This window comes from Flavobacterium gossypii (assembly GCF_014138495.1).
Classification (GTDB): domain Bacteria; phylum Bacteroidota; class Bacteroidia; order Flavobacteriales; family Flavobacteriaceae; genus Flavobacterium; species Flavobacterium endophyticum.
Genome location: NZ_JACJIS010000001.1, coordinates 248,395 through 263,131, shown reverse-complemented (window position 1 = coordinate 263,131; position 14,737 = coordinate 248,395). Strand labels below are relative to the sequence as shown.

Here is a 14,737-nt window from a genome sequence, read left to right as displayed (position 1 = left end):
TGATAAAGTTTAGTTAATGCTGTCTAGGAAACTTATAGATTGATTAATTTTGAGGAAAACATGATACAATGAAAAAGATGATCGGACTGCTGACGTTGATTACAATTTCATGCCAGTCAAAAGAAAAAGAACAATTAATTTCAGAAGTTAAGGAACCCGTAAAAATGGAAGTAGAAAAAGGATTAGAAGTCGCCACATTTGGAGGCGGCTGTTTTTGGTGCACAGAGGCTATCTTTTTAGAATTGGATGGCGTTAAAAAAGTAGAATCAGGATATATAGGCGGGAAGACTCCAAATCCGACGTATGAGGAGGTTTCTACAGGAACTACAGGACATGCAGAAGCAACGCAGATTACATTTGACCCAAGCAAGATCAGTTTTGGAGAATTGCTGGAAATCTTTTTTGCTACCCATGACCCAACAACTTTGAACCGTCAAGGCGCTGATGTGGGAACGCAATACAGAAGCGAAGTGTTTTATCATAGCGATGAACAGAAGAAAATTGCAGAAGACTATATTAAGCTGCTTGATTCTCAGAATACTTTCGGTAAGTCAGTGGTGACAAAGGTTTCTCCAGCGACTAAATTTTATGTTGCTGAAGATTATCACCAAAATTATTATGCAAGGAATAAAGAGAAATCCTATTGTAGTTATGTCATTACGCCAAAAGTCGAAAAAGTAAGAAAGCAGTACTCTGAGAAGCTCAAAAAATAATTGGCATTAGTTTTGCGTTATACAAGCAACTAAACGATTGAAAATGACAGAACAAGTTCAGATAAAGACCGCGTCAGATAAAAAGCAAAAACAGCTTATGCTGAGCCTTTTGTTTGATGCTATTGGAATGTTTTCGTATGCGTTGCCTTTCTTGGGAGAATTTGCAGATTTTGCTTGGGCTCCTATATCAGGATTTATCTTGGCAAGGATGTACAAAGGAACTGTTGGAACTGTTGGTGGAATTATTTCTTTTTTAGAAGAACTCTTTCCTTTCACTGACATCCTGCCGACTTTTACCCTAACATGGATATATACGTATTATTTCAGTAAGGAAAAGAAGTAAGCTAGCATATTAGCATAAAAAAAAGCCAGAATTAGTTTCTGGCTTTTTTATTTATTTTTCGGAATCAACTTTTTCCTTTGGCAATAAAAACCCCAATCTCATGCTCCGGATCATTCTTTTGGCAAACGGGAAGAAAAATCCTGATTGGCCGAAAAGATATCCAAATACCATCAGCATAAAAGGGTAGAGTGGCAGCACTAAAACCAATAAGATGATATAATAAAGCGACCAATGCGTATTTTCTTTTGTAATTCCGAGAAGTCCCATCAAAAAATAAGAAATTCGGGCAGAAAGCGAACCGTTGATGGCAAAGACAATAAATATTATGACAAGCTGGAAATTGGATGTAATTCCCCAGCGTTTTTTAAGCTTATTCATACTTAATAAATATAATGCAAAACTACAATTTTAAATTCGAGGGACAAAACCTCCCAGCTTTATATTATTGGTAAGTTGAAAATAAGTAAGATAATTGTAGAGCATATAATTTACTTCGTAACCATAATCGATATTGTTTTGATAATCGATGCTCATGTCGATAAGCCTATCGCCTCGATTGGCTCTAGCATTCCATTCAATAACCCATGTGCGGTTTCTTGCTTCTAGATATTGCTGCGAATAATAATCTCTTGGTTTTGCATAGGTATAAAACCAGCTGTTAAAGCCTGGATCGATAATAATTACTTCATAATCCAGTTCGTCATTAGCAATCCTGACCGTGTCATTTTGCACAGCTTTGTCGTCTTGTTTGAAAGTCTTCGCATTGTTATTTTTAGTTGCGGTGCATCCAAAAATAACGATGAAGAGAATTCCTATATAAACCAGATTTTTCATATCGTGAAGTTTGCATAAAGTTACTCATTCTGAACAGACCATTCTATTGATTTTTATATTTTTAACATAAAAAAGCCAGGCAATTGCCTGGCTCTAAGTTTATAGAAATTAGATTTTTTATCTTCCGAATAATTTCCCTAGCAAGCCTCCTATGCCGCCTTTTTTATTGACAGCAGCCATAGCATCGCTCATATCCACTTTACCGTCGTTGTTTTGGTCTAGACCAAATTGGCCGCCATATTTCTGGATGGCGTCCATGACAGAAGAATTTCCTTCGCCGCCAGAAAGTGAATTTACGATGTCGGAAATCTCAAAACTTTTATCATTTGGATTTTTTGCCTTCCCAATTAACGATCCTAATACCTTTGGGATTAATCCTCCAGCAACTCCTGAAGCTGCGTCGCCGCTAAGTCCGAATTTTTCACCCAGATTTCCAGAAAACTGTTCTGTTAATTGTTTTACGACAGGATTTGAAGCAGAACCCGCATTCTCGCCTTGGAATAATTCACCGATTTTATCAGCACCGCCTTCGGAAATAATTTTCTGCAGTCCAGAAAAAATAGAAGTGCTGGCTTCGTCCATCACACCTTCATTCAGCTCATTTGGTACGGCATTGTTATTTACAACTGCCTCATTTCCATATTGTTTTACTAAATCTGATAATTGTTCTAGCATCTTCTATAGATTTAAAGTTTAAAACAAATCTATGTAAAAAGATTTAAATTTAACAGAAAGAATAAATTTATATGTCTGATTTTAATAAACTTATAATTTGCTCTGCCAATTCAGTACCAATTCTGTCTTGAGCTTCAAGGGTAGCTGCTCCTATATGTGGTGTCAATGATATTTTTGGATGCATCAAAACTTGTACAGCAGGTGTCGGTTCTTCTTCAAAAACGTCTAAGCCTGCAAATAAAACTTTTCCACTATCCAAAGCCTCAATTAGTTCTACTTCATTGATTACGCCGCCTCGCGAGGCATTTACGATTCCTACGCCATCTTTCATCAGCTCAAATTCTTCTTTTCCGATTACATAGCCATCTTGGGCAGGGACGTGGAGGGAAATAAAATCAGAATGTTTGAAAATATCTTCCATAGGCTCGGTAACGATGTCTACGTTAATGAACTGTCCGTTATAAAAATCGACCTTGATTTCAGCATTGCCTACAAATTTATCAGAGGCAATAACGCGCATTCCAAGGCCGAGGCCAATTTTGGCGACTGCTTTTCCGATTCTTCCAAAGCCGATAATTCCAAGTGTTTTGCCTTTTAATTCAATTCCGTTCGCGTAGGCTTTTTTCAAGCCTTCAAAGTTAGAATCGCCCTCAAGAGGCATGTTGCGGTTGGCATCGTGAAGAAATCGTACACCGGAGAACAAATGAGCAAATACCAATTCAGCCACAGATTCTGACGACGAGGCTGGAGTATTTATGACATGGATGCCTTTTTCACGGGCATAATCCACATCGATATTGTCCATGCCGACACCGCCGCGGCCGATTACTTTTAACGAAGGACAATTGTCAATGATGTCTTGACGCACTTTTGTTGCGCTGCGAACCAAAAGCACAGCGACTTCATTCTTGTTGATATAATTGGCTACCTGCTCTTGAGCTACTTTTGTAGTGATGACTTCAAATCCGCCTTTCTCCAAAGCTTTGATACCGCTTTTAGAGATACCGTCATTGGCTAATACTTTCATGTTTTTTACTTTACTGTTTTAAGAAATTGTCTTTTCAAATTCTTGCATTACATCAACTAAGACCTGGACGCTTTCTAGCGGTAATGCATTGTACATTGAGGCTCTATAACCTCCGACTGAACGATGTCCTGATAGGCCAGAAATTCCGGCATCTTTCCATAATTTGTCAAAAGCAGCAGCTTGGGTTTCGTCTTTTAGAAGGAAAGTAGCATTCATAGTAGAACGATCTTCAGCTACGGCAGTTCCTATAAATAAAGGATTTCTATCGATTTCTGTGTACAAAAGCTTGGCTTTGGCTTCGTTGATTTTCTCAATTCCAGGAATGCCTCCAAGGTTTTTAAGCCATTGCAAGGTCAAAAGCGAGGTATAGACTGCAAAAACCGCCGGAGTATTATACATGCTTTCTTTGTCGATATGCTGCTGGTAGTTTAATATATTTGGAATAGTTCTGCCTGTCTTGCCTAAAATTTCTTCTTTGACAACAACGAGCGTAACGCCCGCTGGTCCCATATTTTTTTGAGCGCCTGCATAAATCAGGTCGAATTTTGAAAAATCTAACTGGCGTGAAAATATATCAGAACTCATATCGCAAACGATAGGAATATTCGTGTTCGGAAAATCCTTCATTTGCGTTCCAAAAATCGTATTGTTTGAAGTACAGTGAAAATAATCTGCATCCGCAGGAATTTCATACTGCTTCGGAATATGGTTGTAATTTTCTCCTTTAGAAGAAGCGACTACGATTGTTTCTCCAAAAGCCTTAGCTTCTTTAATGGCTCCAGCGGCCCAAGTACCTGTATCTAGATAAGACGCTTTGCCATTTTCTTTTAGCAAGTTGTAAGGGACTCTTAAAAATTCCATGCTGGCGCCGCCTTGCAAAAATAAAGCTTGGTAGCCTTTTCCTTCCAGGTCTAAAAGTTCTAAGACTAAAGCTCGGGCTTCCTCCATGACGGCTACGAAATCTTTGCTTCTATGCGAAATTTCTAAAATCGATAAGCCAGAATTATTGAAATTTAAAACTGCTTGTGCTGATTTTTCGAAGACTTCTTGCGGTAAAATGCAAGGACCTGCGCTATAATTGTGTTTTTTCATTGTGTGTGTTTAGGAAGTGTTGTCTAAAATTCTGAAAAGCAAATTTCAGAAATTAGCATTAAAGATTCCTTTACGTTTTTGTAATAATTTCACAAGGTTATTAACGAAAACGATATAGTAAGATTATGTTTATACAATGTTTTGTTTAAATTGATGAAAGAAATGCAATAGTATCGACATTGTCGGCATAATCCCAAAGCTCTGGTTTTTGTGTTTTTCCGAATGGAATGCTATTGTCGACAATTCCTTTTGAAACGATGCACTGAATCTGCTCATTGTCAGCTTCTAATCGATTTTTTAGTGTTTCTAAATCGTCGTAGAACTCATAAAAAACGCTTGAAATAGGAGAGGAATAGCTGGTATCTTCTTTGATGGTAAGGAATCCGTTATCTAACAATTTGAAGTTGCTCATCAAGAAGACAGCCTTGTTATAATCATAATTATTAGCGTATTTTTCGTAGTGGATAACGTCTTGGTATTCGAAAATCCCTTCAAAAAAAGAATCAAATTTATAGTCTTTCGGAACAAACAGCTTGGAAACGTTTCGGCATCCTAAGCCAAAATACCTAAAAATATCTTCACCCAGTCCGATGAAATCTTCTTTGGATTCGGAGCCGCCTAAGACAGCTACAGAATTTCTGTTTTTACGAATTATAGACGGTTTGTCTTTAAAATAATATTCAAAATAACGCGCCGTATTGTTACTTCCAGTAGCAATAACGGCGTCAAAATTTTCTAGTTTTCCATCTACAAAAGTGATGTACTCGGCTAATTTAGGTTCTATGGCGGTGAGATATTTCGCCAAGAAAGGCAATAAATGCTGGTCATTTGAAGATGTTTTGATTAAGACCTTATGTCCAGTGATGAGTACGGATAAAAAATCATGAAAGCCTACCAGCGGAATATTTCCCGCTAAAATCAGTCCGACGGTTTTGCCTCCTGTGTTTTCCAAATTATAGCTGGAAAGCCATTGATCGAGATTGTCTTTTGTCAACGCTTCTGCCCAAGAATTTACGGCAAAAAAGACCTGTTCAGGAGTATACCAGCCATTATGCGATTGCGATAATTGAATCAGATCCAGGAAATCATTGAAAAACAAATCATTATATAAAACGTTTTCTTTTTTAATACTTTCATTTTCAGAAAATTGGCTAAGAAATTTGCCAAGTTCAACAAAAATATTTTTTTTGTGTTCTAAAGTCATATTGATTTGCTTATGAATTGTTTTGGACGTAATTTTGCACAAAAATAAACCTTTTCTAGGCAGTAGGCAAGCCTAAAGCAGAATGCCTATAGCTTACAGCAAAAAAAAGAAAAAATGGCAATCATAATAACAGACGAATGCATCAACTGTGGTGCATGCGAACCAGAATGTCCGAATACCGCCATCTATGAAGGTGCGGACGACTGGAGATATAAAGACGGGACAAAATTAAGCGGCAAAATAGTACTTCCGAACGGCGAAGAAGTTGATGCGAATGATGCACAGACGCCACTTTCGGACGATATCTATTATATTGTTCCAGGAAAATGTACAGAATGCAAAGGATTTCACGAAGAGCCGCAATGTGCTGCAGTATGTCCTGTAGACTGTTGCGTTCCGGATGATAATCATGTAGAAAGCGAAGAAACGCTTTTAAACAGACAAGCATTCTTGCACGGCGAATAGCTTTCTTCTAAAACATAAAATAAAAAAAACCTGAATTATTAATTCAGGTTTTTTTTATGAAGTGATTTTGTATAAATGCTTATTGTTGCGAACGAACGTACGTTTCAATGCTTACTTTATCTGACTTGTCATCATACGTTTCAACAACTAAATTTCCGTTAGTGTCGAAATAACCTACAGAAGTCTGATTTTTTCCTCTATAGATATAACTGTTTGTAGTTGTTGCTCTCAAGATTCCCAATCGTTTTTTGTCTTGCGTAGAAATCACATATCCGGCAGGATCTAGAGTCAATTGATATGTTTTTCCGTTTGAAGTATAATAAGAAGAACGGTCAATATCTACAGTTCTTGTGCTTCCGTCAGGATTCATTACTTTGGTTTTTGAAACTACTTCAACAGGCGTTTCTTTCATATCCTTGTTTAAAGCTTTAGAATCTGCATTTTGGAACTCGATATTTTGAACTTCCTGTACCTCTTGAGTTTTTAAATATTTTTTCTCTCCATCTGAATCCTTCACCGTGGTTACAGTAGTTTTGGAAACATCAGTAACATTTTTATTCTGTGCCTGAAGGCTGATTGTAGCTAATAAGGCTACACTGCTTAATAAGATCGTTTTCATAGTGATTTGAATTAGAGTGTTTATTTTAACAAATTTAAGTTTTTTATGTTAAAATAATTAATAAAAAATCATAAAGTATTTGTAAAATATTGTTTTAGTTAGGAATATTTTAATTTTTTGGGAATCAAAATAGAAATGCAAATAGCGCTTAATTTCAAATCCAAAAGCTTATATTTGCACCCTTAAAATTATCAATATCATACTTATACCATAATGAAAGCAGGAATTGTAGGATTGCCAAATGTTGGAAAATCAACATTATTCAATTGTTTATCGAATGCAAAAGCACAAAGCGCGAACTTCCCGTTTTGTACCATTGAGCCTAATATTGGAGTCGTGAATGTGCCAGACCCGAGAATCAACAAGCTGGAAGAATTGGTAAAGCCAGAACGCGTTCAGATGGCGACAGTAGATATTGTAGATATCGCAGGATTGGTAAAAGGAGCGAGCAAAGGTGAAGGTCTAGGAAACCAATTCCTTGGAAACATCCGTGAGTGCAACGCTATCATCCACGTATTGCGTTGTTTTGATAATGATAATATTGTTCACGTAGACGGAAATGTAAATCCTATCCGCGATAAAGAAACTATTGATATTGAATTGCAGCTAAAGGATCTTGAGACTGTTGAAAAACGTCTTGAGAAAGTAAACCGTGCGGCAAAAACAGGAAACAAAGAAGCGCAGGTTGAGCAAGCATTGTTGAACAGAATCCGCGAAGCGCTTTTGCAAGCTAAATCCGCACGAACGATAACGCCACAAAATAATGACGAAGAAGCTTTAATGGAATCTTTCCAATTGATTACGGCAAAACCAGTATTATATGTTTGTAATGTTGACGAAAGCTCTGCTGTAAGCGGCAATAAATATGTAGATCAAGTTCGCGAATTGGTAAAAGACGAAGATGCAGAAGTTATCGTACTTTCTGTAGGAGCTGAAGCGGATATCACAGAATTAGAAAGCTACGAAGAGCGTCAGGTGTTCTTAGAAGACATGGGCTTGACAGAGCCAGGAGCTTCTGTTTTGATTCGTGCAGCTTATAAATTATTGAAGCAACAGACGTATTTCACAGCTGGTGTGAAAGAAGTTCGTGCTTGGACGATTAATATCGGAGCTACGGCACCGCAAGCGGCAGGCGTTATCCACACCGATTTCGAGAAAGGATTCATCCGTGCAGAAGTTATCGCTTATGATGACTATGTAGCTTTTGGTTCAGAAGCGAAAGTAAAAGAAGCAGGAAAACTTCGTGTAGAAGGAAAAGAATATATTGTAAAAGACGGAGACGTGATGCATTTCAGATTCAACGTTTAATCTTTTTAAACAAATTTTAAAAGGCGACACTTTTGTGTCGCTTTTTTTATGGCATGACAATAAGTATAAGAATGTGGCTTTAAATCTTCCTTACGTTAAAAATCCCATAAACCGATTCTTAAACTTCCCCAAATACGTTATATTTGAGTAAACCAAAACCAAAAATTATCATGAAAACCAAAGGATTGCTTTCAAAAACATGGTACTTGCTCAAGACGACTTTTAATGAATTTAACGATGACAATGCGATCAAATTAAGCGCGTCATTATCCTATTATACCATTTTCGCATTACCTCCCTTAATGATTATTATCATCACTATCTGCGGTTTCTTTTTTGGGACAGAAGCGGTTACGGGACAATTGTATGGGCAAATTAATGGGCTGGTCGGAAATGATGCCGCTATTCAAATACAAAACGCTATCAAAAATGTAGAGCTTTCCAATAGTAATGTTTTTGCAACGATATTTGGAGGTGTCATGCTTTTAATTGGAGCTTCGGGAGTTTTTGCAGAGATACAAAGCTCTATTAATTTTATTTGGGGACTTCGAGCAAAACCGAATAAAGGAATTAAAAAATTCATTCAAAATCGACTAATGTCTTTCTCGATGATTGCCTCTGTGGGATTCCTTTTATTGGTCAGTTTGCTGGTCAATTCTGTCATGGATTTATTAAGCGCAAGACTCAAGCTGTATTTTCCAGAAAGTACGGTTTATTTGTTTTATGTCTTAAATCTGATAATCGTATTTCTTATAATTACAATACTTTTTGCCATAATCTTTAGAACATTGCCAGACGGAAATATAAAATGGAAAGACGCTTTTATCGGAGCCTCGAGTACTTCCATACTGTTTATGATTGGTAAATTCGCTATTGGATTTTATTTGGGAAGTTCAGCAGTAGCAACAGTCTATGGAGCCGCAGGATCGGTGATAATTATTTTGCTTTGGGTATATTATTCCGCAATAATTCTTTACTTTGGTGCAGAATTCACTAAGGTCTATGCCAAAGCTTTTGGCGGCAGCATCAGCCCGAACGAATATTCTGTAGAAATTCAAAAAGAGATTTTTGAAATTACAGACGCGGAAACGAATACTAAATCCAAACTATGAAAATAATTGCCTTTGGCGGTAGCAATAGCTCGACCTCTATTAATAAAATGCTGGCAACCTATGCTACCGGTCTTTTTGAAAAAGCGGAAGTAGAAATCTTAGATCTCAACGACTATGAAATGCCTCTTTTTTCAGTTGATAGAGAAAAAGTTATCGGCCAGCACGAAATCGCAAAAAAGTTTTTGGCAAAATTAGCAGAAGCCGATATCTTGGTTATTTCGCTTGCGGAAAATAACGGCATCTATTCGGTCGCTTTTAAAAATATTTACGACTGGTGTTCTAGGATAGAAAACGAAGTATTCCAGCAAAAACCAATGCTGCTAATGGCGACTTCGCCAGGCGGAAGAGGAGGCAAAGGTGTTTTGGAATTTGCAAACGGCAACCTTCCAAGGCATGGCGGAAATATCAAAGCCCTTTTTTCGTTGCCAAGCTTTTATACTAATTTCGATGTTGAAAAGCGAATTATTTCAAACCCAGAATATGATAATCAATTGAAAGAAATCGTAAAAAACTTTCCTCTTTGAAACCCCTAAGAAAAATACTTCGCCTACTGCTGAAATTCCTTTTAGGGATTTTAGCTTTTTTTGTTCTCTATATAATTGTTGCCTTGGTTTTGCCAAGATTTTCAGTCAATTCTGAAGACAAGAATCCGACCGAAGATGTAGCGATTTATATCAAAAGTAATGGTGTTCACACGGATATCGTAGTTCCGATTAAGACAGAATATAAAGACTGGAGCGAGAAAATTAAATTTGACCACATCGCCTCAAAAGATGCTGCAATGCAATTTATTGGTTTTGGTTGGGGCGACAAAGGATTTTATCTGAACACGCCAGAATGGTCTGATTTAAAATTCAGTACTGCGTTCAATGCCGCATTTTATCTCGGAACTTCAGCGATGCATGCTACTTTTTTTAAGCAATTAAAAGAGAATGAAGATTGCATAAAAATCAATATCAGCAAAGAAGAATATGCAAAACTGATAAAATATATTGAAGATAGTTTTCAGTATGATGCAGATGGAAATCCAATCCTGATTCATGCGACGACCTATGGACAGAATGACAGCTTTTACGAAGCCAATCGCAAATACAGCCTATTCTATACCTGCAATACATGGGCAAATAATGCCTTGAAAAGTGCAGATCAAAAAGCCGCAGTTTGGACCCCTTCTGATACTGGAATATTTTGTCATTATAGATAAATTGTTTAACTAAATTATTTAAGCCTTGAAAAAAATAATTACTCTTTTAGTGTTTTTTTGTATTTCAAATTCTTTTTCAAAAGATTTTTTGGAAGTCGATGAAATTGTAAAAAAATATCCATCTAAAGTCCAAAACTTAGAAACCATAAGTAATTTGATAAAAAAGGATTTTACTGACGATTCTGAAAAAGCTAGAGCTGTGTATTCTTGGATAGCTTTTAATATTGAATTTGATGTTGCTGCTGCTTTTTCAATGAAAGGCCCGTCTGACATGGCATTTTCTTATCGAGATGAAAAAGAAAAGAAGGCTAAGGAAATAAAGTTCAAAGAAACAATCATTTCTAAAGCTTTGCTTTCAGGTAAAGCTATCTGTCATGGATATTCAATGTTATTTGAGAGATTAAGCAAGCTAGTAGGGCTAGAAAGCGAGATAATAATTGGAAATTTAAAGTCCGATCCATCACAAATTGGTCAGGTGAATTTGGCTACGGATCATGCATGGAATGCAGTAAAAATCAATAATGTATGGAAATTTGTCGATACGACACTTGGGGCTGGATATGTTTCTCAAAAAGACGATTCTTTTAAGCCAGACTTTAATGATTCATACTTTTTTATTTCTGCAGATGACCTATTTTTAAATCATTATCCAGAAGATAAAAAATGGATTACGATTAATAAGTCGAAACAAGACTTTTCAAAGTTGCCTGTGTATTACAGAGATTATTTTAAAGGTAATTATAAGATATCTCCAGAACTTGGAACTATTTCTTCTTCGGCAGCAAATTTTCATTTAGAAATTAAAAATCTAGGTGAATATGATAATGCTGAATATATTTTTAGTAGCGATAATAAGCTTACTTATCTAAATAACGAGAATAAAGAAACCCAATTTGACATTCCGCTATCTGGAAAATCAGGCGATTATTTGACGATATATGTCAATCGAAAAATTATGGTAACCTATTTAGTGAGTCGATAAAGGATTTTATTTTAATACGCTCGAATGGTGTGACCTGAAATTCAATAGGCTTGTCTCAGTCATAGTAATATTTATAGATTTCTTTTGGCAAGATTCTTGCTAATTGTCATGCTATGAAAGAGATATATGTAAGCGTTTTAAAAAAGGCATTTTTATGGATGCTTTTTTTGTGCCTGCCTGTTTTTGCGCAGGATTTTTCAAAAGTGGATGCCATTGTTTCCAATTATCCCAAAACATTTTCAAAACCAGAAGAACTAGCTTCAAAAATTAACCGTGATTTTTCGAAGGAAGAAGACAAAGCACGCGCAATTTTTTCGTGGATTGCTTTCAATGTAAAATACGATGTAAAAAGCTTTTTTTCTAGGTCAGGAGCAAACGTAACTGCCTATCGCTACCGAACAGAAGAAGAAAGATTGCAGAAGCAAAAGCAGATCAAGCTGGATAAAATCAATAGAGTGTTAAAGACAAATGTAGCGCTCTGTCAAGGCTATGCCTTGCTTTATGAACATCTTGCTAATTTGTCAGGATTAGAAAGTGCAGTCGTGACCGGAAATGCAAAAACAAGTCCGAGTGACATCGGGAAATTGCCAACAGAAAGCACGCACGCTTGGAATGCTGTAAAAGTCAATGGAAAATGGAAATTGCTCGATGTAACGTGGGGTGCAGGCGTCGTGAACGAACAAAAAAGAACTTTTGTTCCAAAGTTCAATTCAGGCTATTTTTTTACCGAGCCCGAGTTCTTTGTCTTGAATCATTTTCCAGACGAAAAGAATTGGATTCTAGGCAATTTTTCCGAAAAAGAGTATGCCAACTTTCCTTTTTATTATGCCGATTATATAAAGTCTGACTTTCGATTTATTGCTCCACAAAACGGAATTTTGTCCCTTAAAAAATCGAACACTATTCCATTTAAATTAGAAAATTTAGGAGAAAATGACAAAATATTTTATGTCCTGAGTTCGGACAATAAAGCCCAAAACGCCATCTTAAAACGAAACGGAAATAGCACAGAATTTGATGTTCATGTAGCTCCGAATTTAGATTGTTATTTGACTATTTTTGTAAACCAAAAAGCCGCTTCCATGTACAAAATAATACGCGGAAAATCGACTTCAATCTAACAGATAAGCAAAGCAAAAATCATAAATCTTCCATCACAAATCCCCAATTCCTTTGTCAATATTCTATTGATAACTTTACCCTGCAAGACTTTCATTTTTCTTGTCGATACTGTATATTAGCACAAAATCCATAATTTTCAAATGTCAGAACAAAATCAGTATACCGAAGACAATATCCGTTCTCTCGACTGGAAAGAGCACATCCGAATGCGTCCGGGAATGTATATCGGGAAATTAGGAGACGGTTCTTCACCAGATGATGGTATCTATATTTTATTAAAAGAGGTTTTAGACAACTGTATCGATGAGTTCGTTATGGGCGCCGGAAAAACTATCGAGGTGACTATCAAGGACAAGACGGTTTCCGTACGCGATTACGGCCGTGGAATTCCACTTGGAAAAGTAGTCGATGTGGTCTCGAAAATGAATACGGGTGGTAAATACGACTCGCTTGCTTTTAAGAAATCGGTCGGTCTGAATGGTGTCGGTACGAAAGCGGTAAACGCCTTATCCAATTATTTTAGGGTAGAATCTGTTCGTGAAGACAAACAGAAAGCCGCCGAATTTTCGGCAGGTAATTTAGTGCTTGAAGAAGATGTAATCGATACCACAAAGCGAAAAGGAACGAAAGTTACCTTTATTCCAGACGAAGCCATTTTCAAGAACTATAAATTCAGGAACGAATATATCCTGAAAATGCTGAAAAATTATTGCTACCTGAATACGGGCTTGACGATAATTTACAATGGCGAAAAATTTTATTCCGATAACGGACTTAAGGATTTATTAGAAGAAAATATTGCCGAAGACGATATGGTCTATCCGATCATCCATCTGCTAGGAGATGATATCGAAGTAGCCCTTACGCATAGCAAATCACAATATTCTGAAGAATACCATTCCTTCGTGAACGGTCAGAATACGACGCAAGGAGGAACCCATTTGGTTGCCTTCCGCGAAGCGCTCGTAAAAACGATTCGTGAATTCTACAACAAAGGTTTTGAACCTTCAGATGTACGAAAATCAATTGTCAGCGCCATTAGTGTCAAAGTGATGGAGCCTGTTTTCGAATCGCAGACCAAAACAAAGTTAGGTTCGACAGATATGGGGCCGGACTTGCCATCGGTTCGTACGTTTATCAATGATTTCGTTAAAAATAAATTAGATAATTTCCTTCACAAAAATCCAGAAACGGCCGAATTGCTTTTACGCAAGATTTTGCAGGCGGAGCGTGAAAGAAAAGAATTATCTGGAATCCGAAAATTAGCCAAAGACCGCGCTAAAAAAGCCAGTCTTCACAATAAAAAATTACGCGACTGCCGCGTACACTTGACCGATTCTAAAAACCCAAGAAGCTTAGAAAGCACGCTTTTTATCACCGAGGGAGATTCGGCTTCTGGTTCCATTACGAAATCGCGTGACGTTAATACCCAAGCCGTTTTCAGCTTGCGTGGAAAACCGCTGAATTCGTATGGCATGAGCAAAAAGATTGTCTACGAAAACGAAGAATTCAACCTGCTCCAAGCGGCTTTGAATATTGAAGAAGATATGGGCGACCTGCGTTACAACAATATCGTAATCGCAACCGATGCTGATGTCGACGGAATGCACATCCGATTGTTGCTGATTACCTTCTTCCTGCAGTTTTTCCCAGAATTAATCAAAGAAGGGCATTTGTATATTTTGCAGACGCCTTTGTTTAGGGTTAGAAACAGAAAGGAAACGATTTACTGCTATTCCGAAGAAGAACGCGTAAACGCCATCGAAAAGCTAAAACCGAAGCCAGAAATCACGCGATTTAAAGGTTTGGGAGAGATTTCTCCTGATGAGTTCAAGCATTTTATAGGAGATGATATCCGTTTAGACCCGATTATGTTGGACAAGCTCACCTCTATCGAACAGCTCTTGTCGTTTTACATGGGCAAAAATACGCCAGACAGGCAGGAGTTCATTATCAACAACTTGAAGGTGGAATTGGATGTGGTGGAAAAATAGAATACAATTTATAATCGAAATAATTTAAGGAACGAACTTGAAT

At 37.0% G+C, this 14,737-nt stretch carries 17 protein-coding genes; 10 read left to right on the top strand and 7 right to left on the bottom strand.

The window, feature by feature from the left end:
• Nucleotides 1-68: 68 nt before the first annotated feature.
• Nucleotides 69-713 carry a peptide-methionine (S)-S-oxide reductase MsrA gene (gene msrA / locus GGR22_RS01250; protein WP_182492249.1) on the top strand — a complete coding sequence of 215 codons (645 nt, stop codon included), beginning with the start codon at nt 69-71 and terminating at the stop codon, nt 711-713.
• Between the two features lie 43 nt (nt 714-756).
• On the top strand, nt 757-1,056 hold the full coding sequence (locus GGR22_RS01245; protein ID WP_121374590.1) for a hypothetical protein: 300 nt from the start codon (nt 757-759) through the stop codon (nt 1,054-1,056).
• Between the two features lie 51 nt (nt 1,057-1,107).
• Here the strand turns inward: GGR22_RS01245 and GGR22_RS01240 are convergent, their stop codons facing one another.
• From GGR22_RS01240 to GGR22_RS01215, 6 genes are all read right to left on the bottom strand, one after another.
• Nucleotides 1,108-1,434: a DUF6787 family protein gene (locus tag GGR22_RS01240; RefSeq protein WP_182492248.1), complete on the bottom strand. Its 327-nt coding sequence runs from the start codon at nt 1,432-1,434 to the stop codon at nt 1,108-1,110.
• Between the two features lie 30 nt (nt 1,435-1,464).
• The gene (locus GGR22_RS01235; protein ID WP_182492247.1) at nt 1,465-1,890 is read right to left on the bottom strand and encodes a DUF6146 family protein; all 426 of its coding nucleotides are present in this window, start codon (nt 1,888-1,890) and stop codon (nt 1,465-1,467) included.
• A gap of 117 nt (nt 1,891-2,007) precedes the next feature.
• A complete protein-coding gene (locus tag GGR22_RS01230) occupies nt 2,008-2,565 on the bottom strand; it encodes a hypothetical protein (RefSeq protein ID WP_182492246.1) in 558 nt (185 codons plus the stop codon).
• A 67-nt stretch (nt 2,566-2,632) separates the two neighbouring features.
• Nucleotides 2,633-3,592, bottom strand: coding sequence for a D-2-hydroxyacid dehydrogenase (locus tag GGR22_RS01225; protein WP_121374586.1), 960 nt, complete (start codon nt 3,590-3,592; stop codon nt 2,633-2,635).
• An 18-nt stretch (nt 3,593-3,610) separates the two neighbouring features.
• Nucleotides 3,611-4,684: a 3-phosphoserine/phosphohydroxythreonine transaminase gene (gene serC / locus GGR22_RS01220; protein ID WP_182492245.1), complete on the bottom strand. Its 1,074-nt coding sequence runs from the start codon at nt 4,682-4,684 to the stop codon at nt 3,611-3,613.
• 145 nt (nt 4,685-4,829) lie between these two features.
• The gene (locus GGR22_RS01215; RefSeq protein ID WP_182492244.1) at nt 4,830-5,888 is read right to left on the bottom strand and encodes an acyl-CoA reductase; all 1,059 of its coding nucleotides are present in this window, start codon (nt 5,886-5,888) and stop codon (nt 4,830-4,832) included.
• A gap of 114 nt (nt 5,889-6,002) precedes the next feature.
• Between GGR22_RS01215 and GGR22_RS01210 the strand changes: the two genes are divergently transcribed.
• Nucleotides 6,003-6,353, top strand: coding sequence for a 4Fe-4S dicluster domain-containing protein (locus GGR22_RS01210; RefSeq protein ID WP_182492243.1), 351 nt, complete (start codon nt 6,003-6,005; stop codon nt 6,351-6,353).
• Nucleotides 6,354-6,432: 79 nt separating this feature from the next.
• Here the strand turns inward: GGR22_RS01210 and GGR22_RS01205 are convergent, their stop codons facing one another.
• A complete protein-coding gene (locus tag GGR22_RS01205) occupies nt 6,433-6,972 on the bottom strand; it encodes a hypothetical protein (protein ID WP_121374582.1) in 540 nt (179 codons plus the stop codon).
• A 213-nt stretch (nt 6,973-7,185) separates the two neighbouring features.
• Here GGR22_RS01205 and ychF point away from each other — a divergent pair, with 213 nt between their 5' ends.
• The 7 genes from ychF to GGR22_RS01170 all read left to right on the top strand — a co-directional run bounded on the left by ychF (nt 7,186) and on the right by GGR22_RS01170 (nt 14,694).
• Entirely contained in the window at nt 7,186-8,280 is a 1,095-nt protein-coding gene (gene ychF, locus GGR22_RS01200) for a redox-regulated ATPase YchF (protein ID WP_121374581.1), read from the top strand.
• 170 nt (nt 8,281-8,450) lie between these two features.
• Nucleotides 8,451-9,392, top strand: a complete 942-nt coding sequence (locus GGR22_RS01195) for a YihY/virulence factor BrkB family protein (protein ID WP_121374580.1) — start codon at nt 8,451-8,453, stop codon at nt 9,390-9,392.
• The gene (locus tag GGR22_RS01190) at nt 9,389-9,916 is read left to right on the top strand and encodes an NADPH-dependent FMN reductase (RefSeq protein WP_182492242.1); all 528 of its coding nucleotides are present in this window, start codon (nt 9,389-9,391) and stop codon (nt 9,914-9,916) included. The genes GGR22_RS01195 and GGR22_RS01190 overlap by 4 nt, the downstream gene beginning before the upstream one ends.
• On the top strand, nt 9,913-10,596 hold the full coding sequence (locus GGR22_RS01185; RefSeq protein ID WP_182492241.1) for a TIGR02117 family protein: 684 nt from the start codon (nt 9,913-9,915) through the stop codon (nt 10,594-10,596). Before GGR22_RS01190 ends, GGR22_RS01185 begins: the two co-directional genes overlap by 4 nt.
• 25 nt (nt 10,597-10,621) lie before the next feature.
• Entirely contained in the window at nt 10,622-11,578 is a 957-nt protein-coding gene (locus GGR22_RS01180; RefSeq protein ID WP_182492240.1) for a transglutaminase domain-containing protein, read from the top strand.
• Between the two features lie 113 nt (nt 11,579-11,691).
• Entirely contained in the window at nt 11,692-12,699 is a 1,008-nt protein-coding gene (locus tag GGR22_RS01175) for a transglutaminase domain-containing protein (protein ID WP_182492239.1), read from the top strand.
• A 141-nt stretch (nt 12,700-12,840) separates the two neighbouring features.
• Entirely contained in the window at nt 12,841-14,694 is a 1,854-nt protein-coding gene (locus GGR22_RS01170; protein WP_121374577.1) for a DNA topoisomerase IV subunit B, read from the top strand.
• The last annotated feature ends 43 nt before the right edge of the window (nt 14,695-14,737 follow it).

Excerpts from the sequence above, each read along its gene's own strand:
- msrA (WP_182492249.1), top strand. The coding sequence starts at position 69 with ATGAAAAAGATGATCGGACTGCTGACGTTGATTACAATTTCATGCCAG.
- GGR22_RS01245 (WP_121374590.1), top strand. The coding sequence starts at position 757 with ATGACAGAACAAGTTCAGATAAAGACCGCGTCAGATAAAAAGCAAAAA.
- GGR22_RS01240 (WP_182492248.1), bottom strand. The coding sequence starts at position 1,434 with ATGAATAAGCTTAAAAAACGCTGGGGAATTACATCCAATTTCCAGCTT.
- GGR22_RS01235 (WP_182492247.1), bottom strand. The coding sequence starts at position 1,890 with ATGAAAAATCTGGTTTATATAGGAATTCTCTTCATCGTTATTTTTGGA.
- GGR22_RS01230 (WP_182492246.1), bottom strand. The coding sequence starts at position 2,565 with ATGCTAGAACAATTATCAGATTTAGTAAAACAATATGGAAATGAGGCA.
- GGR22_RS01225 (WP_121374586.1), bottom strand. The coding sequence starts at position 3,592 with ATGAAAGTATTAGCCAATGACGGTATCTCTAAAAGCGGTATCAAAGCT.
- serC (WP_182492245.1), bottom strand. The coding sequence starts at position 4,684 with ATGAAAAAACACAATTATAGCGCAGGTCCTTGCATTTTACCGCAAGAA.
- GGR22_RS01215 (WP_182492244.1), bottom strand. The coding sequence starts at position 5,888 with ATGACTTTAGAACACAAAAAAAATATTTTTGTTGAACTTGGCAAATTT.
- GGR22_RS01210 (WP_182492243.1), top strand. The coding sequence starts at position 6,003 with ATGGCAATCATAATAACAGACGAATGCATCAACTGTGGTGCATGCGAA.
- GGR22_RS01205 (WP_121374582.1), bottom strand. The coding sequence starts at position 6,972 with ATGAAAACGATCTTATTAAGCAGTGTAGCCTTATTAGCTACAATCAGC.
- ychF (WP_121374581.1), top strand. The coding sequence starts at position 7,186 with ATGAAAGCAGGAATTGTAGGATTGCCAAATGTTGGAAAATCAACATTA.
- GGR22_RS01195 (WP_121374580.1), top strand. The coding sequence starts at position 8,451 with ATGAAAACCAAAGGATTGCTTTCAAAAACATGGTACTTGCTCAAGACG.
- GGR22_RS01190 (WP_182492242.1), top strand. The coding sequence starts at position 9,389 with ATGAAAATAATTGCCTTTGGCGGTAGCAATAGCTCGACCTCTATTAAT.
- GGR22_RS01175 (WP_182492239.1), top strand. The coding sequence starts at position 11,692 with ATGAAAGAGATATATGTAAGCGTTTTAAAAAAGGCATTTTTATGGATG.
- GGR22_RS01170 (WP_121374577.1), top strand. The coding sequence starts at position 12,841 with ATGTCAGAACAAAATCAGTATACCGAAGACAATATCCGTTCTCTCGAC.